The following is a 20895-nucleotide window of genomic DNA, read 5'->3' as shown; positions in this document are numbered from 1 at the left end:
TGTTACGAAAAAACAATTATATTTGCTGCATGAGTGAAGCGATAAATACCCAGATCATAGAGATTCTTCGTCCCGAAATATCGGAATTGAAAATTCCGTTTGTGGGAGATATTGCGGCCGGTTTTCCTTCGGCAGCCGAAGACTTCGTAACCGACAGCATCGACCTTAACGAATTGCTGATCGAGCATAAAGAATCTACATTTCTTGCACGCGTCAAGGGGTCGTCGATGGATAATGACTTTAAAGATAGAGACCTGCTTGTTATCGACCGAAGCCTCGAGTGGGAGGAGAACAAAATTGCCCTTTGCTACGTGGACGGAGCTTTCACCCTGAAGCGCATTAAAATAAACAACGGCAAATGTTTTCTGGTGCCTTCGAACAAAGATTTTCCCTTAATTGAGGTGAACTACGAACAAGGGGTTTTTGTTTGGGGAATTGTCCGCTATTCCATTCGCAAACACTGAAGTACTGTAATTTATGTCCGTCTGTTTTTTTGATAGTGATCAGCCGTTTTAATGCACTCTGTAGTCATCTTCAGCATTCATTCGAAATATTATTGCTATATTATATTGATTTGCAAACATAGATATGTACGCTCTTATCGATTGCAATAATTTTTACGCTTCCTGCGAACGGGTGTTCAACCCGTCGCTCATGGGCAAACCCGTTGTGGTGCTCAGCAACAACGACGGTTGTGTTATTGCCCGCAGCAACGAAGCCAAAAAGCTGGGTATCCCGATGGGCGCTCCTGCCTATCAATACGAGGCTGTCTTTGAAAGGCGAGGTGTGGGTGTTTTTTCGGCTAATTTTCCCTTGTATGGAGATATGAGCAGGCGGGTAATGTCGATATTGAGTAGCTACAGTCCGCAGCAGGAAATCTATTCCATCGACGAATGTTTTCTGGATTTTTCCGGCATGAGCATCGATTTTCGGGAGTACGGTCTGAAAATGAGAGCCCATGTAGAGAAATGGACGGGCATCCCCATCAGCATTGGCATTGCACCCACAAAGGCGTTGGCTAAGGCAGCCAACCGAATTGCCAAGAAGTTTCCTGGACGAACAGACGGTTGTCATGTGATTGACACCGAAGAAAAGCGCATCAAAGCCCTGAAATGGCTCGATATAGAAGATGTTTGGGGCATTGGCCGAAGAAATGCCGCCAAACTTCGTGCCATAGGTGTGCGCAAAGCGTGGGATTTTGTCAATCTGTCTCCATCGTGGGTACAGAAATACATGACTGTTACCGGATTGAGTCTCCAAAAAGAGTTGAACGGTATCCCTTCCATCCCGATGGAATTGCCCGAAAAAAGACAAAGTATTGCCATTACGCGAACCTTCGATGCCGACAAGGGCGATGTTGAAGAAATCAGGGAACGCATCGTAACTTTCACGAGCATGTGTGCCGAAAAGCTGCGCTTTCAGCAGTCGCTTTGCCGAAAAGTGATGGTTTTCCTCGAAACGAACCGTTTCAAGGGGAAGGAAATGCAATATAATCCAAGTATCCTGGTCAGGCTTCCTTTTGCTACCGATTCCACTCTTGAGTTGGCCAAATTTGCCGTCGGTGGTCTGAAACAAATCTATAAGGAACAATTTCTTTACAAGCGGGCAGGCGTTATACTGATGGATTTTGAGGATGCCGACCGTTATCAGCCTTCACTGTTCTTAAATTCGAATCCCAAGCACAAGTTACTGATGGAGAAAATGGATGCGATAAACCGCAAGTACCATAAAGACGTTGTTCGTCTGGGAGTGCAGGATTTCACCCGCCACCAGATGCGCCAGGAACACCTTTCCCGTCAATACACCACCAATATTCGCGATATTCTCGTCGTCGAAATATAAGATTTCCTCTATCCTGCAAATCCTATAAATCCTACGCTACTTCTATGCGTCTGCATCTCTCTCCAATCTTTCCAATCCTATGAATCCTATAATACTTAGGATAGAGAAAGCGCGATATTTATTCAACATAAACTACCAGATCCTTACCTTGAACGAGTTGATCATGAGAAATAAACCACCCATCTATTTTTTTATTGGCATACAGAATTTTATTAATCTTTTTGCCTTTCCCCTTTTTTATAATCGATATTGTTTTATTCTTGTCCATCGAAATTTTGATTTTATCGAATAACGGGACAGTAATAATATATTCAGGGTCGGCGGGTGAAAAGGTATATAACCCGATTGCATTGAATACATACCATGACGACATTTCTCCCGCATCATCCATGCCGGCATAAGCAAGTTTATCGGATCCCATGTCGTAGAAGCGGTTCATAATGCTGTCTAATATATGTTGAGCTTTTTCCTGTTTGCCAACAAAATAATACAGGTATGGTATACTATGATCCGGTTGATTCCCGTGACAATAATTTCCGATAAAGCCGGTCATGTTATGAGCTTCATATCCTCTCCACGGTTCTGAAAACAACGAATCGAGTTTTTGTTCAACGGCTGTTGGACTTGGATAAAGTGCAATCACTCCTTGAGGATCGTGAGGTGCATAAAATAAGGATTGCCAAGCGTTGGCTTCTCGATACATATAGGCATAATAAGGATAATAGGGATCAAAATCTTTTATCCATTGGCCATTGTCTATTCGTCCCCTCCAAAAACCGGTACTCGGATCGAATAAATTTTTATAATTAGATGAACGTTTCATCAATAAATCGTAATTGTCTTGGTCGCCGAGTTCCTTTGCTATTAATGCAGTTGCATAGTCGTCATAAGCATATTCGACAGTTTTGGTGACTGCAGCTTTATATTCCTCCCACGTACGAACATTCGTTGTATCTTTTTCTGCAATCCATCCTCTTTCCATATATTCATCCAGGTAAGGTCTTCCGCCTTTTCCGGGAACAGTTGCGTTTTTCAACAGGAGCTTATAGGCGCGTTTCAGGTCAAATCCTCTTAATCCTCGCAGATACGAACCGGCTACAAAAACTGAGGCATGATCGCCATGAAAAAATGTAGGCATATAACCGTTTTTCTTTTCTCCCCGATCGGTAATAGACTTGATGACGTCAACCGTAACGTCAGGAGATAATATTCCCAACAAAATCAATTTGTTTCTGTAGTCGTCCCAAAAGGAAGGATCGGTATAGTAGCGAAATCCTTCGTTTGCAATATTACCTTTGGCATCTCTAAAATCGCCATTGATATCGCTACGTAAGGCAGGCCATAGAAACGATCTATACAAGCAGGAATAGAATATTCCTCTTTGACGGTCGGTTCCACCCTCCACAATTATTTTTGAAAGCAGCTTATTCCATGTTTCATTGGCTTCATTTCTAACTTGATCAAAGTTTTTATGCATCATTTCTTTCTCGAGATTCATTTTGGCGTTTTCGATACTGACGAACGAAAAGCCAATCTTGAGTTCAAGAGGTAGTTTCATGTCGGCATTTCGAAAACTTACAAGTGAAATTTCGCGTACACTGTCTTTTAGCTGACGAATGTCCATTACCGGATAATTGCAGGATGCATAGAAATACATTTTTTCGTCCGCATCCTGATATCCTGCAAACGCACAATCGCCTATCTGATTAATATTCCAGTCTTTTACCCGATTATTGGCACGGCTCAAATCGGCCACAAGTTCCATTTCTTCCCCTTGCGGGAAAGTGTATTTGTGGTATGCACAACGGAGTGTGGAAGTCAATTCGGCATTGATGCCATATCGTTGCAAAAATACTTGATAATAACCGGGTTGAGCCGATTCATTTTTATGACTGAAAGTTGAGCAATAATTGCTTGGAGATATTGGTCCCGTTACCGGAAGCAAAGGGATATGAAGCAAGTTCCAGTGTCCCTTATTGGTATGGGTAAATCCATAAATTACCGTATCCTCATATTGATAACCTGCTCCACTGCGAAATTGGGTGACAGGGCTTACCTGAACCATCGCATTAGGTAATGAGGCTCCGGGAAAGACTTCTGCTCCCCAGGTACGCTCCTTTATTGATCTCACATATCCCAGATCTTCCGGATTCCACAGCGTAGCTGTTCCGAGAAACGGATTCACGTACTTGGTCAATTGTTTTTCTTGAGCGCAGACCGTTATCGATATTAGTGTTGAAATTAAAACGGATATGAATATCTTTTTCACGACTTTATCCCTTTCGATTTTTATAATAGACCTTTGTTGTTTAACATTGCTGCAGCTTCCATCAGCATGCATCCACTCAATTGTTCAGTTAATCCGGTAGTTGGGCCGGGCGATACTCTCCAATTCGGTCCAAAAAGTGTGGAGGGTTTGTATGTCCCTTCATTCCAAAGTGTTTCGGCATTGTGCTTTATGAATTGAAGATAACGTTTTTTAGCCGTTGGATCCAGTCTGTTTTGCTGAATTAATTGGGTAAAATATCGGATGAAAATTCCTTTGAATAAGCCACCATCGCCGGTACCTTCACTTTTTAGAATAGAATTATCCACCAACGTACTAATGGTATAGTCAGCTGCTAAAACAGCATCATTTAAATATGCTCTTTCATTGAATATTTTAAATAATTCGACGGCTGAACCAATGAAGGTTCCTTCGTTGTACGTAAATATCCATTCCTGAATCTTTCCGGTTTCACTGTTTATGTTATCATATACGATGCCGTTATTGGCATTGAATAAGGTCGATTTTTCCCAATTATATATTTTCAAAGCCCATTCCTTGTTGCTTTCGTCTCCAAATTTCTGATATAAACGCGCAGCAAGAATACAGGCAGGACCGTTTGAGCAGGCATTTTTGCTGTATTCCATTCCTTTTTTCCAGGTAATTCCACCTCCTGCATTGTCGTTCCAACCTACTTTAATATATTCCCATATTTGCAAGGCTGCATTTTTAAATTTTTCATCTTTGGTGGCATCATAGGCACGAAGAATAGCCAATGCATTCCACTCCATGTCATCGTAATAATCATTTTGGAATGTATTGCCATTTTTAATTTTCACTCCTTCAAACCATTGGTCGAAGTAGTTTCGATAAGTTTGATCGTTTGTTCTTTCATAGGCATCGATTAACACATCCAGGGCATGAGCTTGAGGCCAATATTGGAAGCTGTTGTCACCACTATTATTCGTATTGAAATACTTACCATTTACATTCCAAAATTGGTTTATTAGTGCCCGACTGCTGCTATTGGCTGCGAGTGTCCAATCAATTTGTGGATTGTCGCTATTATTGTTTGCTTGATCAGCTTCTTTTTGACATGAAAATGAAGTAAATAATAGAGAAGCGCTCAGTAAAAGAGAAAAAGTCTTTTTCATTGAATTGAAATTTATTTTTTGATATATCTAACGAAAAAAGTCGAGACAAAATTTTGTATTTAAGTTATGGGAATTAAGACAAATAATGTAATAAATAAATCGGTTTACATTTTTACCACTAATTATAAGCGAAGAATTAATACTCCCATTTTAAGGGAGCATTAATTCTTAATCATTCAATATTATTTGCAAATCGAATGCGTATAGGGTTTGTCGGCTTGCAAATAAACGGTATAATCAGCCGGTACACCGTCAAAATCACCCATCAATTTCCATTTATTATCCCATTGAGTTGGCGTGACCAGTTGCATGTGATAATATGATTCGGGACTTGTGGCTGTAGGGGGTGAATCGGTTTGGTTCAATGTTCCCCATTCCAGTTCTTCTGAATCGCCTTGACCTCCATTTTCTCTTACAAACATTCTAAATTTATACCTTTGGTCTCTTCCCCAACTTTCTTGTTTGAAAGTGACGGTTTGTTTGGTTGCTTTGAAAATGCCATTACCAATATAGGGGAGTTCAAAAAGGACTGCATTCGATGGACAGAAAAAGAATCCGATTTTTTCAACCAGGGTATACGTAGCCGCACCCGTATTGAAATCCAGTATGATTCGATAAACTCCGCCATTAGACAGTGTGGTTGTCCCATTTTCTTTAACCAAACCATTTGAAGTATAAAATTGTCTTGGGGTACCTGTAATTCCATCCGTAAAGTAGAAAGGCTTATTTGCCAATACTTGAGTATATACTTCAAAAGTTCCGTTGGAAACAACTTTCATCTTTTGAGCGTGAGCCAAATCAGTTCCACCCTCTGAAGCTTCCCCGGTGATATAGACATCGATAGGCAAATCGGCAAAACCGGAAAGCCGTGTGATTGTAAGGGAGTTAGACTGACTGGCTTTCATTATTTTTGTCCCTTTGATTGAAAAAACGGTCCATTTCAGCGTACCTGTTTCCGATGGCATGATGTCTGCCATTCCTGCAATCTTGTTTAGAAGTTTGTGCGTAATAGTAACATGATTGTAATATCCATTGTTATCGGCATACATCACATAAACAGGATTGGAAAAATCCCCCTCCTGTGTATCGAAAGCGATTTGGTATATGGCCGTGCCACTCTCTTCGGCTTTAACATAATCCCATTCAAAATATACGGAAGCAGATGCCGAAGGTTCAAGAGTAATTGTTTTTCCGTCTGCAGGTTCTATCAGCGTTTTCACTTCTGACAATCTGGTGTCAGGATCACCCATTGAGTCATTGCAAGACACAAATATCAACGATATAAGTGTGACAATAATTGATAAGTTAATATCTATTTTATTCATAATGAATGCGATTATTTGATTACTAAATTATGGGTATAGGGACGTTCCGGATTTAACGAGAATGTTACATCATATGTTTTGTCGCTCCAACCGGTTGTGGATGGGCTTTTCCATACTTGATTATTCGTCCATTGCTCCACATTCGTTTTCTCTACCATGTAATAGTACGACTCGTTTCCGGTAGGCTTGCTGTCGTTATTGATTGCTCGCCATTCTGTTTCACCGGTCGAGCTTTCCATCCTGAATTTATACCTATCGTCGGTATTGTCATTACCCGTAAGTCCGGTGATGGTGTAATTGGTTATTTCCCAAACACCAAACCCTTTGTAGGGTAATTCAATTTTTTTCTGCGACCAGTTTAAATACCAGTTTACTTTATAGACCTCTTTGGTAGAAAAGGAACCAATATTAAAATCCAGATAATATTTGTAGATTCCCGTTTTTGTTGCAGTTGTGGTTCCTCCTTCAACAATTTTTTCACCACTTAAAGAATATTCGGTTGGCGTTCCTGTATTGGCACTGACGAATTTAAAAGTTTTACCTTCGGTAAGCTTGGTGTAGATTTCGAACTCTCCGTCTGCTACTTTTTTCATAATTAATGCTTTTGCAAGATCGGCACCTCCTTCGGTTGCTTCGCCTGTAATATACAGCGAACCGGGGATATCTGCGAAACCGGGTAAACGAGTCAACGTCAACATGCGTTCTTCTTCTGCTTTAACAGGATTTATACCTTTCGATGAAAACACAGTCCATTTTATGGTGCCCTGCATTGCCGATTCTATACCGGCTAAAGCCGCAATCCGATTTAATTGCTTGTGTGTAAGTGTAGCGTGGGGTTGACCTCCATTATTATCGGCCGTTACGATTGCGATTGGATTTGAAAAATCTCCATCTGCCTTGTCAAAAGCAACTTCATAGAGTACATTACCGCTGTCTTCAGCTCTTGCCGGCTCCCATTCAAAATAGAGGATCGCCGAAGTAGAAGATTGCAATACGATGGCTTTGTTATTGCTCGGTTCATAAAGTTTGCTCACGGCAGTTACGCCGAAATCTCTTACTTCTCCATCGTTACTGCATGCTGCCCATGTTAAGATGAGAGCACTTATTATTGTTAATTTAATTGCTGATAGTTTCATTGTCTTTTTTTTAAAGATTCATCCATTGACATCATTTGATTAATAACCAGGATTTTGAGTGAGGTTTTTGTTGATGTCTCTTTGAGACTGAGGAATTGCAAATAAATAATCTCGATCTTTATTGAATTTTCGTTGATCAAGTTGAATGTATTGGGTATTATTTGCAGCAAATTTTGCCCCATGCGGATATCCATTCATAACGGTTTCGATGGTTTTCCAACGGCGTATATCGAAAAGTCGCAGACCTTCAATCGCTAGTTCGCATCTGCGTTCGCGACGGATAATATTTTCCAAATCGGTCAATCCGGGATAATTTAGTGCTGATGCATCTGTAAATCCGGCACGCACACGAATAGGCTTGATTGTCTTGTTCCAGACATCTTCGCTCATTTGATTCAATTCGTATTTTGATTCGGCATACATCAATAAAACATCGGCGTAACGCATCAAAATTAAATTCAATCCTGCTTCCATTCCGGCAGGTGCAGTCGGGTCGAAATATTTTCTGAGATAATATCCTGTTGCCGTAGAGTTTTGTCCCGGTCCTGCATATTCGTCCAGATTTGATGCTCCTGCTGCTTGAGAAGAACCGGGTTTTATGTAAATAGTCGATACCGTTCCGTCTCCTTTTTTCCATTTATATCCATGATAAACAATTGTAGCAGCAAAACGGGGATCCCGGTTGGAATAAGGATCATCTTCATTGTATCCTGATCCTTCTTCTTTGATTCCTTTGCCATTTTTCATAATATAATCATCTACCAGTTCCTGTGTAGGAGCAAAAGCATTGATTCGACCACCTACAGAAAGAGGTATCGCATCATAAAAGTCGCTCCATGTTCTATAAGTCAATGTGTAGCCCATATCGAGGATTACTTCATTGTTGTATTCGTTTTCAGGGAGGAAAAGTCCCGAATAACTGGGGAAAAGTTCATATTTTCCATACTCGCCATTCATAATTTTTTCGCATAGAGTAGCCACATTAGCCCAATCATTTTCATACAAATAGGTACGGGCAAGCAGCATTATTACAGCGCCCTTTGTTATTCTGCCATTGTCGGATGCCGAATACTCTTGTTTTGTAGGAAGAACAGATACAATTTCATTTAATTCGTTTCTCACAAAGTTAATCACATCCGATTTCGCTGAACGAACAATGCTATTAGCTTCTTCCACAGTTAAGTTATGGTCAAACAAGGGAACATCGCCGTATTGAGAAGCAAGACGGAAGAACAGAAAAGCCCTGATGAAACGAGCTTCGGCTTTCATCCTTGTTTTCAATGTTTCATCCATTTTGGGAACCCTATCTACATTTTCCAAAAAAGTATGGCACGTTTTGATTCCTGCATAACAGCTGCTCCATTCATTGGCAAAACGGCCCAACGCTGCATCAGCCTGCCCTGAGGTAATAATCTTTTCATCCGTATTTCCACGACCTTCGTATAAATTGTCGGATAACCTTTCATTTGCAAAAAAATAACCGGATCCAAACATTTGATTGTATGCCATACTTAAAACAGCAGAGGCTTTCGATTCAGAAGTCCAATAATTCAAATCCGTAAATTTGTTCGTTGGGGCCAGATCAAGATCGTTACAGGAGGGTAACGATATAATTATAAATAATATGATGCTAAAGCAGTATTTTAATTTATCCTTTTTCATGATGATACACTTTTTTTAAAATTCAACATCTATACCTATTCCATAATAAACCAAGGTAGGATAATTGCGGGCGCTGTTTGCTCCAACTCCTCCAATTCCACCCATATTATTACCGAATTCGGATGATTCGGGATCAATAAATGAATTTTTGGATAAAGTAAGGGGATTTTGAGCGTTGACATTTAACCGTAGTTTTTCAATTCCCATTTTTGAAGTTATTGTTTTTGGTAAGGTATATCCAATCCGGACATTTTTTACACGAAGATAAGCACCATTCAATAAATAGATGTCTGTTCCTGCTTTTCCCCAGTTATTTGCGCTGGATGCCGATCCAGGAGCAACTAAACGAGGCCATCTCGCATCGGGATTTGTAGGTGTCCAGAAATCCAATTGATGCTGGTATATAACGTAAGAATAATTGGAGTGAAACGGCTCGATCAGTTCGCCTCGCACGAACATCTCGCGTTTGCCGACTCCCTGAATAAGAATACCCAAATCGAATCCTTTATAAGTGACGTCATAAGTCAGTCCGAATGTCATTCTCGGAAAAGCATTTCCAAGAACAACCCTGTCTTTTTCGTCGATAACTCCGTCTTTGTACGAATCCACATATTTAACGTCTCCGGGTTGTACGGAAGCTCCAATCGGAAGTGCACTATTGGCTATTTCTTCATAACTTTGGAAATAACCATCCGTTTTGTATCCGAAATATGAACCCAATGCTTCTCCTTCACGGATGATCTTATACATTTGATCGCTTTGATCTATACGTTCATTTCCACCAAAATTGGTAACTTTATTTTTTGAATCTGCGATATTGAGGCTGATGTTGTGATCAAAATCACCCGATTTTAATTTGTAAGTAATAGTTGTCTCCCAACCCCTGTTTTGCATTTCTCCCAAATTTTCTTTTGCGGCAGAGCTACCATATACCGATGAAACTTCTCGGGATAAAAGAATATCCCATGTCCTTTTATTAAAATAATCCAACGATACGTATAAACTATTATTTAAAAACGTAGCATCGACACCGATATTGAAGTTGGCAGACTTTTCCCATGTTAAGAGAGGATTCCCAAAAGTATAGCCTGTCCCGGGTACCGATTGATTATTGAATACATAGATATTGCTATACATTTGATAAACTGTCTGATAAGAGTAGTTATCGACATTTTGATTACCTAAAATACCATAAGAAGTACGAAGTTTCAAATCGCCGAATTGTGATTTATAATTTTCCATAAAAGATTCTTCTGAAATTCTCCATGCAGCTGAAAATGATGGGAAGAACCCCCAGCGGTGATCCTTTGCAAATTTGGATGATCCATCGTATCTGAATGAAAAATCTCCATAATATTTATTTTGATAATCATAGCCGAACCGGCCAAATAGTGAGCTTATACTTGTTTGATCGGTATCGGCATTTGTGTTGTAATTGTCTTTGCTTTGGACTGAATTATCAGTGGTTGGAAGTCCCAAATCTTCGTCTGTATATTCCCATGCTATTCTACTTGCTTTTAAAGTATAAGATTCATTTGACACTCCCAGTAAACTCGTTACATGATGCAATGAATTAAATGTTCGATCGAAGTCGAGTAAAAATTGTGTACTTAATGTGTACCTCTTTTGGTTGTAATCTTCGGTCATTGTTTTTGGGTTCATATAGAGTACCGGTGTTTCTAAATCAGCAGCTGAATATAAAGGGACCTTTTTATCGCGACGGAAGCGGTGGTGTTGGGTAAGATCGAGTCCTACAAGACCTTTGGCTGATAATCCGGTAATTATCTTATAATCAAGATTCAAACTTCCTATAAAATTATCTTCGTCTTTTTTCTCATAACCTCCGTCTTTTAATTTTGCTAACGTATTGTCATCTCCGATCACGTCATTTACGAGGTATTTACCGTCTTGTTGAAATTTATAGTAATAATAGGGAGGAATTCGTGACGAATTGATTATTACATTCCCCGTTCCCCCGGCAATTGTACGTTCGTCCTTGCGATTGTAAGCCATTAAAGAAGTAAGTTTAAGCTTACCGTATTCGGTGGTCAGGTTGCTGCGAAAGTTATAGCGTTCAAGCCCAAAGTTTCCCACAAAATTGCTTTCCTGGTTAAGATAGCCTGCCGAAACCATGTAAGTTGTATTATCATTTCCTCCGGAAACATTTAAATTGTAGTTTTGTTGGAGCGCTTTTTCCATGATTTCATTAAAATACCAATATTCTTCGTTTCTATGATCATAAAGATCGCGTATTTGTGTAGGTGTAAATGATGGATCGCTACCCACATTCATGTTGGCTTCGTTTCGATACATCGCATTTTGCCATCCTTCGACGGGCTGGAAAAGAATATCCGGATTTTCATAGCCGAGCATGCCACTTAGTTTGACTACAGGTTTTTTCGATTTTGATCCCTTTTTTGTGGTAACTAAAATTACTCCATTTGCCGAACGCGATCCATAGATTGCCGCACTTCCGGCATCTTTGAGGACCGATATGTTTTCGATATCGCCGGGATTTAAATTATTGAGAGTGCTTGTGCTTGAAATTAACCCGTCGATTACGATCAGAGGATCGTTGTTTCCCATTGTGCTTACTCCACGAATATTTATGCTGAGGTTATTGTCATTGGGGTTCATATTTTTCTGCTGAACAATAAGATTAGCCGATGCACCTTGTAAAGCCTGCATAGCATTTGTTACCGGCCTGTTTTCGAAAGTCGCGGTATTGATTTGATCAACAGCTCCCGTTATACTTTTGCGTTGTCGTGTACCATATCCGATGACGACGAGTTCGTTCAATATTTCGGCTTGAGAAGCTAATACTACATTAATAGTGGTTCTGCTGTTAATGGGAACAATTTGAGTTTTCATGCCAACATAACTAATTCTCAGAGAAGCATTGGGAGAAACATTATTAATGACATAATTCCCATCCATATCGGTTACCGTTCCTTGACTTGGATTCTCGTCAACGACAATAGTCGCGCCTATTAATGGTTCTCCGGATTCATCGGTGATTTTTCCTTTTACTGTAATATTCCCCTGTTGAGCAGATTCTTTTGTTTCCGTTTTTCCGGCCTCTTTAGCGTCATTTTTCGAATGATCGGCATAAACCACTATCTGCTTGTCTAAAATTTTGTATTTCAGGCCGGTTGATGAAAAGACATTTTCCAATAGATCTTCGATATTTTCGGAATTTGAAGAAATATCTATTTTCTTATTCAGTTCATTTTCGGCATTATCCGAAAAAACGAAAATATAGTTGCTTTGTTTTTCTATTTGTTTACATACTTCCTTAACCGTCGTTGAACGTAAGTTAAGCGTAAGTTTGACACCTTGCGAATGACCGGTTTCGGCATGAGCGAAGAAGATGCCAAGAAATAAGAAAAATGCTGTAATCTTCATTATTTTTAGAATTCGATGATAATTATCAAGGGAAATTGCTCCCCTAATAGCATTTTTATTCATATCTTTGTGTTGATTTAATGATTGTTGTGATAAATAAGAATTAAATTAGCGGCCGGATGGTATGTGGGGTATCGTCCGGCTTTTTTTTGTTTGGTTTTCAAATTTTTTATGTTATCATAGGCGTTCCTGTTTTAAAAAAGGTTTATTTTTCGTTGAGAATGTAGATTTGTTCGTTTTGTTTGATGTAACGGGTTGATGAAAGCAAGGCAATAGTTGTCATCACATTGTCAATATCATCAGACAGGTATATTTTTCCTGAGCAGGTGCGTTTTTGCAGGTTTGTATCTTGATCGAAATTGAAGGAAAGGTTGTAATAACGTCCAATTTGCTTCAGCACTTCGGTCATCGGCGTTTTATCAAAAGAAAGATAGCCGTTTTTCCAGCTGACAAATTCAGTTGCATCTACTGCTCGTTTGTTGAACATACCATTTTCGCCATAAATAACCTGTTCATTCGGAGACAATTTTATTTCAGTCGATTTCGTTGTGGATTTCAGTCCCACGCTTCCTTCCACCAGCACAACATAATGAGGCGAATCATTATACATGGATACATTAAATTTTGTTCCATACACTTTTACGTTGAAGTCGGATGTGTGAACGATAAACGACTTATTTTTGTCGGGTGCAACTTCGAGGTAAATTTCACCCGACGACAACCGAATTTCTCGATTTTTTCCGGCAAATTGCGTCGGAAATTCCAATACCGATCCCGAATTTAACCAGATTTTAGTTCCGTCGGAAAGATTCAATTGCGTGCGTTTGCCGTAAGGTACGATCATTTTATTGACGGCGGTGGTTGATATATCGATCTGTTCTTGCTCGTTATTTTCCTTTTGCATCACCTTTGCTCTACCTTTTTCATCAATTTTAACTTCAATATCGTTTTGATATTCATGCGATTTTTCCCCCGAAATCAATTGGATATCTTCACTTTGCAGCAAATTGCCGACAATCAATTCCTGATTATCCGCTTTTTGGGGCTTTTCTCCGAAATTGAAATAATTCAAACCGATGATGAGGAGCGCTATGGCTGCACAAGCTGCTGTGCCGTATTGAAGGATACGCCTGAAGTTGTTTTTTCTTCTTTTTTCGTTGATGGTGGATTGAATTCGATGGAACAACTCGAGGCGATCGGAATCCGATAGTATATTCTTATTCAATACAGCAGCTTTTAAATCTGCAATCGCGTGCTGTATTTCTTTGTTCAATTCAGGATTTTCCCGGATGAAATCTTTCCAATATTCATCCAACGTCTCATCCGGTAACAATTGCCAACGAAGAAATTTTTCGTCTTTCAAAAAATCGGTATATCGGGAATAAAAATCGGACATCGTTTGCTTGTATGTTTTTATATAAAGACGATGAAGCTATTTTTTTATCCCCTTGTTTTCGTAAAAACTTCAAAATTTAACAATTGAACTTTAAGGTAAAAGCAGAAAAATGATCCATGAACCGTATTTCTCACGAAGTGTTTCCATGGCTTTCGACAGCAGTTTCCGGCAACCATGAATGCTGATATTCAATATGTCCGCTATTTGTGGGTAATCATATTCCTGAATATACCGAAGATACACAATCTCGCGTTGTCGGTCGGTCAGCGATTGAAGCATGGTTTCGATTTGTTTTTTGATGCCGGCTTGCTCTTCGGCATCGATAAAGTCGTCTTCGATGGATACATTGATATTGAATGGAAGTTCATCCGTATTTCCAATATCCGAAAGACTGAGATCGTGTTTTTGCATGCGGTAAATATCATATAGCCTGTTTTTCAGCGATTTAAAGAGATACGATTTTTTGTTGGAAACCCGTTTGATCAGTTGCTCATCTTCTGCCAGTTTGCAAAAAACATCGTGAATAGCGTCCATAATTGCTTCTTTCGGGAATCCAAAATACGATGCATACGTAAATAAATCGTTCACATAGCGATTATACATATCGGCGATATCATGCGTATTTTTCATCCCCTTCAAAAATTTTTTCTAAAAATGCAGGTTTTTATCGTTATTGTGCTGATTTTTCCTCAAAAATAGGGTACTTTCCGATAATTTCCAAAAAGTCAATTTGACCTTTTATAACAAATTAACGATGGTTAGTGGCAAGTGAGGTTAAATTCAGTTTCGTTTTTAACCTGTTTTTTCAATTGCCGACTTTTGTATCGTACTTTGTTTTAGGCGTTGGGTAATGAGTTCAACGAAATTTTGTTCGAAAAGACAGATTTTTGGGCCTTTTTGTCGCTTCTTCTTCGCTTCTTCTTCGCTCTTCCTTCGCTCTTTGTTCGCTTCAAGGCAGGTACGACAACATCGGATTCCATGGAATCGGTGTAAAACAAATCGATGTCTTTGCTGCATGTAGAGCGGGATACAGGAGTGGAGACAGTGCAAACTTTATGCGAGGATGACGCAAGCCTGATGCAAGCATGGAGCGGAGATGGTACGGACTTGGTACGGCGAAGGTGCGGAGAAGGTGTGTCTCGTCCTGAAATAGGTTTGTCTCGTCCTGAAATAGGTTTACACTCAATGTAAATTAAAAGCAGGACAATACATACAGTGAATGTAAACAAAAAAAGGACGATACAAACAAAAAAACGTTATATTTGTTGCATGAGTGAAGAGAGAAAGAACCGGACTAGAGTTAACGCATTATGAAAGTAGGTATAACAGCAGATTTACATTTAAAATCGAAAGATGAGACTCCAGAAAGATACAACGCCCTTAATTACATCATTTCCGATCTTCGCAGCAAAAATATAAACCGACTCATCGTAGCCGGAGATTTGTTCGACAGGGAACGATACAATTATAACGATTTTGATACCTTTTGCAATCAGCATCAGGATTTCGTTTTTTATATCACACCCGGAAATCACGATGTCGGAATAGAACGACGCTTTTTCAGTGCAAGCAATATCCGCCTGTTTACCACCCCCACGTTGGATGAAATCGATCACACCTCTTTTTTCTTTTTGCCCTATACCGCAGTCGGCTACGGCTCTATGGATGAGCTCCTAACTACATTTTTTGTCGATAAATCCTTGCCGGATAAATGGATACTGGTTGGCCACGGCGATTATCTGGAGATAAACAAATCGGCCGACGAATACGAAGGGAACTATTACATGCCGCTGTCAAATAAGCTCATCTGGGAAATGAGACCGCTGAGAGCGTTCCTCGGGCATATCCACAAACCAAGCGACGCCGGCATTGTTTCCTATCCCGGTTCTCCCTATCCGCTCAATATCAATGAGACGGGGAAACGCCGATTTTTGATTTACGATACCGATACCGATGGTATAGAAAACGGTCATCTCGACAGCGATGTCATTTATATGATTGAGAAATTATTGATTATCCCTACGGAAAATGAAATTGACGACACGTTAAAAAAAATAGACGCCACGATAGCAAAATGGGGATTCACCGAGGAAGAATTATCAAAAGTAAAGTTGCGATTGATTCTGAGAGGATTCACTAGCGATAAGGGGGCATTGATGGATGCCGTCACACGGCGAATTCGGCAAAGAGGGCTATCTTTTTACGATGCCGAAGGTCCGCAGAGCGAGGCGCTGAATATCGTCATCGACAAAGAAAGAGAAGCCATCATGAATCGTATTCTTGAAAATATCAACAGTTTGCCCGAATTCCGCTATGTCGACAAGGACGGGATCGTGGAACAAGCATTGCATTTAATTTATAAAGGTTGAACAGGTATGGCTATACGGATTGAGCAGATTAACATCGAAAATTTGGGACCTATTCAACGAACGTCTCTCGAGTTTGACGATATTAATCTGATTTACAGTAAAAATGAAGGGGGAAAATCGTTGTTGGTAGAATTTATCGTTCGTTCTCTGTTCAGTAAAAAAGCACAATGGGGTTATAACAGAGAATATGGGCAGGGCAAAATCATTGTTTCCGGCGTCGATGACAGTATCAAAAATTATTCACCCGGCAGCAGGGACAAGTTGGATAAATATTTCGAGAAAAACATTCAAGGCGTTCCGTCGTCTTTAGCCAAACTGTTAGTCATCAAAAGCGGAGAGTCAAATATTAGCGAAAAACCCGAAGGTATTGACACCGATACGCTTAAAGAGCTGCTATTTGCTAAAAATATGTTGGACGATATCGATAAAAACATTTCTGCCACAGTAAAAAGTGCCATCATTGACGAGGGAAGAATCACCATCAGAAAAACGGGAGAAGGCAGTGAATACCTTAATCTTCAGGAAGCCCTCGAGCACATCGATATGACGATAAAAAAATTGTCGGAGGAAAACAAGATAAGCGAAGAAAGAAAATTAAGAATCGAACTCGACAAACTCAAAGCGCAAAAAGAAACCCTGATCAGCGCTAAGCGCCATAAAGCCTATCTTTTGGAAAAGCGCAAAGAAGAACTGAAAAAAGAACGGGCAACCTATCCGGAGGAAGAACTGGATAAGATAAAAAGTCGGATCGACCGGTATAAGAAACTGACCGAAAAAAACGAGGAATATGCTAACAGGAACAGTGAGCTGGACAACGCCGTAGATCCGCTGGAAGGTGTGCGACAAGCCTATGATTGTCAACGAAAAGCTAAGCGGCACTTGGCCTGGAAGTTAGATCAAAAGATAAACCAAATTAATCGTGAGTTGAGCATCGTCACGGACGATGAGCTTGGCAAACTCGATAATAAAATCACCAATTACAACGAGAAAATTATTGAGCGCGATAAAAAATCAGACGAATTAGCAGCGTTAGCGAAAAAAGATCAAGCATACAGCCATGTGCAAAGCATGAAAAATGTGTATTCAACATTGGTGCAAAGTGCGCATAATCAGAAGGTAGGCTTCACAGTGTTGTTACTTGCTTTCCTTGTGTTTATTGTGGGATTGACTGTTTCGTTTGCCGCTCATAATCCTACTTTAGGCTCCGTTTTAATGTTGGTTGGCTTTGGATGCAGCGTGTTCTTTTCATTCAGGTTGCGAAAACAATTGAAATATAAAATCCACAGTGATGAATTGGAAAAGTTGGAGAGCGATTTCAGGGAAAAATTCAACGAAGAACTCAATTTGGCCACCCTGGACAATATCACCAAAACGCTTGAAAAAGAATTGGCCATCCAACAGCGGGTGCAGAACGATCAAAACGAGTTGGAAAATACTATCGGTAGATTAAGAGCGGAGATTGAGAGCGGACTGTTACAATTTTTTCCCAAACCCGTGGCTCAAGAAGAGTGGGGAAGGGCTTTGAGTGAATTAAAGCAGGGCAGAAACGCTCTAAAAACAGAGCTGGGAAAATTAGAAAAACAATTGGCCGGTCTCAATGTAGATCCTTCGGATTACGATTTGAATGATCCCGGCGAAGAATACAGTGCACAAAAACTATCGGAGCTGGAAGAGGAATTGCAGAAACTTAAAAATCTGGAAGAGGAAAAACAACGAATAGAGGCGCTGCTGAAGAGGAATGAAGAGGAGTTGGAAGAGGTGTCCGAACAAATTTCGGTAGATTTTTTTCATTTACTCCACAGCATGGTGGAGGAAGGCGATTGGGAAAACAGGCTAAACGAGTTGACAGAGCAAAATACACGTATTACGAATGAAATCAACAAGTTATCCGGCGAACTCACCGGACTGGGCGTGAACCCTGCTCATTATATTGAAAACGATCCCGGAATCGAATACGATGCCAACAGGCTTTCGGATATCGAAAAAGAAATTCAAGAGTTGGAAAACAACCTGAAAGCGCTGGAAGAAGAAAATAGGGCACTCAAAGGCGATGTTGCCAAACTTGTGGATGCTTCCGTCAACGACGATTGGAACACCATCATCGAAAAATTGTATGAAAAACAAAAAGATACGTTGGAGCAACTGAAACAAAAGGAAGCATCGATAGTGGCCGGTATTTTGGTTCATCAGGCTATCGACGAATTTCAAAGTAAGGAAGACGAACGCGTGCAAGCAACTATTAATTCGCCCGATTTTTCACGCACCTTATTGTATATTACCGGCCGATACGATAAGTTGATGCCGTATGGCGATCAGATTGCAATCAGCAGCGATATGGGCGATTTCGATATGCGGGATTTGAGTACGGGGACCAAAGAGCAAGTGCTTTTTGCATTGAGGGTATCGCTGGCTAAAAAAATAATGAACGACAGCGCCTTTTTTATTCTTGACGATGCTTTTCAGCACAGCGACTACGATAGAAGGCCCAAGCTCATCGATCAACTTTTCGATTTATCGGACGCGGGTTGGCAGATTATCTATTTGACGATGGATGATCATATTCGCGAGTTGTTTGCGGAAAAAGCTTCGCATCGGAATCGTTACAAAGAGATTGTTTTGGGGTGATTTCCCTGCGACAACATTTTCGACAGGTTTGTTGTTAAATAGCGAATTTGCCCTAAGTCGTGAAAAACGAACGGAAAACGAACAGAAAATGAGCAGAAAAAAGGATAGAGAAACTTCCTCTCGGAAAACCAATGCCTTGCGGTTCATCGTTCTAATGGGGGTAGTAAGTCTTTTTGGCGACATTGTTTATGAAGGTGCAAAAGGTGTGACCGGTCCTTACTTGGCTTTGCTGGGCGCAAGTGCCACAGTGGTTGGCCTCATTGGCGGACTGGGTGAGTTCATTGGCTACGCCCTTAGGCTTTTTTCGGGTTTCATGTCCGACCGCACCAAAGCATACTGGCTCTTTACCTTTATCGGGTATGGACTTCTTGTATCCATCCCTCTTCTTTCTTTTACCCAAAGTTGGCAGATTGCTGCGCTGCTTATCCTTCTGGAAAGAGTCGGCAAGGCTTTTCGTTCGCCCGCTCGCGATACCATCCTTTCGTATGCCACAAAAGAAGTAGGAAGAGGATTCGGCTTTGGCCTTCACGAAGCATTGGATCAAATCGGAGCCATCATTGGTCCCCTCATTTTTTCGACGATTCTTTTTGCAGGCGGCAACTACCGCTCGGGCTTTTCTGTTCTGTGGATACCGGCAATGATAGTGTTGGTTGTATTATGCATAGCCCGAAACCGGCTGCCTCACCCCGAAAAACTTGAAACTGCCCACGAATCCGGATCAGCGAGCAGCGGGCTGTTTTCAAAAACTTTCGTACTTTATTCTTTATTTACCTTTTTTGCCGTGGCGGGCTTTGCCAATTTTCCGCTTATCGGTTACCATCTTAAAATGAAGAATATTGCGGGCGATGCACAAATTCCCGCTCTCTTTGCGTTAGCCATGGGGGTTGATGCGTTAACGGCACTGATAATAGGAAAAGCCTATGACCGGGTGGGGCTGAAAACCCTGATGATTGTTCCCCTGCTTTCGCTCTTCATCCCTTTCCTCACTTTTTCCGACACGCTTGTTGCCGTGATTATCGGTACTGTTTTGTGGGGAATTGTACTTGGCGTTCATGAAACCATTATGAGAGCGGCAGTAGCCGACCTCACCGGTATACGTCGTCGTGGTTCGGCCTACGGCATTTTCAACACCCTTTACGGTCTCTCATGGCTGTTGGGTGGTGCCCTGATGGGAATGTTATACGAACGTTCGGTTTATACCCTGATGATATTGGCCGCTTTATTCGAAGCAGTCTCCATTCCCTTTTTCCTGATGCTGGCAAAATCGATCAAATCCCGCTGATTCTTTTATTGTTCATCCATCAAATCGCGGCGTTTTCATTATTGCTATTCTTCAAGAAAGATCTATACATGAAGCCCATCAAATAGCAGCGGACAAATCGGCTTTCGGTTGTACCCGACATGGAACAAGGGTTTCTCGATAAAATAAAGCATAAATTAAAAAATAGTTGTCTCTTAAATTATTTTAAATCATGTATATAGAATTAATGATCAACACGATGAACATAAAAAACACAAACACGATGAAAACAAATTTATTGCTGCTGATAGCCGGCCTTTTAATTTGCACGGTTCAGGCACAAGAAACGAAATGGGAGGGGAAATCTGTCGATTTTTCTCATGGCAGGCTGAAGGTATCCGACAACAGGCGGTTTTTGGTGTTTGAAGACGGTACGCCGTTTTTTTACTTGGGCGACACGGCATGGGAATTATTT

General features: G+C 40.6%; 14 protein-coding genes. 6 read left to right on the top strand and 8 right to left on the bottom strand.

The window, feature by feature from the left end:
- Positions 1–29 precede the first annotated feature (29 nt).
- Positions 30–464 (top strand): LexA family protein, encoded by a 435-nt coding sequence (locus OLM34_RS01900; RefSeq protein WP_264404859.1) that lies wholly within the window; start codon positions 30–32, stop codon positions 462–464.
- A 124-nt stretch (positions 465–588) separates the two neighbouring features.
- Complete coding sequence (locus OLM34_RS01895) at positions 589–1842, top strand: Y-family DNA polymerase (RefSeq protein ID WP_264404857.1); 1254 nt, start codon at positions 589–591, stop codon at positions 1840–1842.
- 118 nt (positions 1843–1960) lie between these two features.
- Here the strand turns inward: OLM34_RS01895 and OLM34_RS01890 are convergent, their stop codons facing one another.
- The 8 genes from OLM34_RS01890 to OLM34_RS01855 form a co-directional block, all read right to left on the bottom strand.
- Positions 1961–4111, bottom strand: coding sequence for a GH92 family glycosyl hydrolase (locus OLM34_RS01890; protein WP_264404856.1), 2151 nt, complete (start codon positions 4109–4111; stop codon positions 1961–1963).
- Between the two features lie 20 nt (positions 4112–4131).
- Positions 4132–5262, bottom strand: coding sequence for a glycoside hydrolase family 76 protein (locus tag OLM34_RS01885; RefSeq protein ID WP_264404854.1), 1131 nt, complete (start codon positions 5260–5262; stop codon positions 4132–4134).
- A 182-nt stretch (positions 5263–5444) separates the two neighbouring features.
- Positions 5445–6587, bottom strand: a complete 1143-nt coding sequence (locus OLM34_RS01880) for a SusE domain-containing protein (RefSeq protein WP_264404853.1) — start codon at positions 6585–6587, stop codon at positions 5445–5447.
- 11 nt (positions 6588–6598) lie between these two features.
- Positions 6599–7723, bottom strand: a complete 1125-nt coding sequence (locus OLM34_RS01875; RefSeq protein ID WP_264404851.1) for a SusE domain-containing protein — start codon at positions 7721–7723, stop codon at positions 6599–6601.
- Positions 7724–7762: 39 nt separating this feature from the next.
- Positions 7763–9385, bottom strand: a complete 1623-nt coding sequence (locus tag OLM34_RS01870; RefSeq protein WP_264404850.1) for a RagB/SusD family nutrient uptake outer membrane protein — start codon at positions 9383–9385, stop codon at positions 7763–7765.
- Positions 9386–9400: 15 nt separating this feature from the next.
- Positions 9401–12790, bottom strand: a complete 3390-nt coding sequence (locus tag OLM34_RS01865; RefSeq protein WP_264404849.1) for a SusC/RagA family TonB-linked outer membrane protein — start codon at positions 12788–12790, stop codon at positions 9401–9403.
- A gap of 205 nt (positions 12791–12995) precedes the next feature.
- Positions 12996–14186 carry a FecR family protein gene (locus OLM34_RS01860; RefSeq protein ID WP_264404848.1) on the bottom strand — a complete coding sequence of 397 codons (1191 nt, stop codon included), beginning with the start codon at positions 14184–14186 and terminating at the stop codon, positions 12996–12998.
- Between the two features lie 90 nt (positions 14187–14276).
- Positions 14277–14816, bottom strand: a complete 540-nt coding sequence (locus OLM34_RS01855) for an RNA polymerase sigma factor (protein ID WP_264404847.1) — start codon at positions 14814–14816, stop codon at positions 14277–14279.
- A 680-nt stretch (positions 14817–15496) separates the two neighbouring features.
- Here OLM34_RS01855 and OLM34_RS01850 point away from each other — a divergent pair.
- The 4 genes from OLM34_RS01850 to OLM34_RS01835 form a co-directional block, all read left to right on the top strand.
- Positions 15497–16555, top strand: coding sequence for a metallophosphoesterase family protein (locus tag OLM34_RS01850; RefSeq protein ID WP_264404846.1), 1059 nt, complete (start codon positions 15497–15499; stop codon positions 16553–16555).
- A 6-nt stretch (positions 16556–16561) separates the two neighbouring features.
- Positions 16562–19180: an ATP-binding protein gene (locus OLM34_RS01845; RefSeq protein ID WP_264404845.1), complete on the top strand. Its 2619-nt coding sequence runs from the start codon at positions 16562–16564 to the stop codon at positions 19178–19180.
- A gap of 88 nt (positions 19181–19268) precedes the next feature.
- Entirely contained in the window at positions 19269–20462 is a 1194-nt protein-coding gene (locus tag OLM34_RS01840; protein ID WP_264404844.1) for an MFS transporter, read from the top strand.
- Between the two features lie 241 nt (positions 20463–20703).
- Positions 20704–20895: apiosidase-like domain-containing protein (locus OLM34_RS01835; protein WP_264404843.1), on the top strand; the 192-nt coding region annotated here is incomplete at its 3' end.

Source organism: Anaerorudis cellulosivorans (assembly GCF_025943985.1).
GTDB classification, from domain to species: domain Bacteria; phylum Bacteroidota; class Bacteroidia; order Bacteroidales; family Dysgonomonadaceae; genus Anaerorudis; species Anaerorudis cellulosivorans.
This window is presented reverse-complemented; position numbering and strand designations above follow the sequence as displayed.

Excerpts from the sequence above, each read along its gene's own strand:
- OLM34_RS01885 (WP_264404854.1), bottom strand. The coding sequence starts at position 5,262 with ATGAAAAAGACTTTTTCTCTTTTACTGAGCGCTTCTCTATTATTTACT.
- OLM34_RS01880 (WP_264404853.1), bottom strand. The coding sequence starts at position 6,587 with ATGAATAAAATAGATATTAACTTATCAATTATTGTCACACTTATATCG.
- OLM34_RS01840 (WP_264404844.1), top strand. The coding sequence starts at position 19,269 with ATGAGCAGAAAAAAGGATAGAGAAACTTCCTCTCGGAAAACCAATGCC.
- OLM34_RS01845 (WP_264404845.1), top strand. The coding sequence starts at position 16,562 with ATGGCTATACGGATTGAGCAGATTAACATCGAAAATTTGGGACCTATT.
- OLM34_RS01860 (WP_264404848.1), bottom strand. The coding sequence starts at position 14,186 with ATGTCCGATTTTTATTCCCGATATACCGATTTTTTGAAAGACGAAAAA.
- OLM34_RS01900 (WP_264404859.1), top strand. The coding sequence starts at position 30 with ATGAGTGAAGCGATAAATACCCAGATCATAGAGATTCTTCGTCCCGAA.
- OLM34_RS01850 (WP_264404846.1), top strand. The coding sequence starts at position 15,497 with ATGAAAGTAGGTATAACAGCAGATTTACATTTAAAATCGAAAGATGAG.
- OLM34_RS01895 (WP_264404857.1), top strand. The coding sequence starts at position 589 with ATGTACGCTCTTATCGATTGCAATAATTTTTACGCTTCCTGCGAACGG.
- OLM34_RS01870 (WP_264404850.1), bottom strand. The coding sequence starts at position 9,385 with ATGAAAAAGGATAAATTAAAATACTGCTTTAGCATCATATTATTTATA.
- OLM34_RS01875 (WP_264404851.1), bottom strand. The coding sequence starts at position 7,723 with ATGAAACTATCAGCAATTAAATTAACAATAATAAGTGCTCTCATCTTA.
- OLM34_RS01865 (WP_264404849.1), bottom strand. The coding sequence starts at position 12,790 with ATGAAGATTACAGCATTTTTCTTATTTCTTGGCATCTTCTTCGCTCAT.
- OLM34_RS01855 (WP_264404847.1), bottom strand. The coding sequence starts at position 14,816 with ATGAAAAATACGCATGATATCGCCGATATGTATAATCGCTATGTGAAC.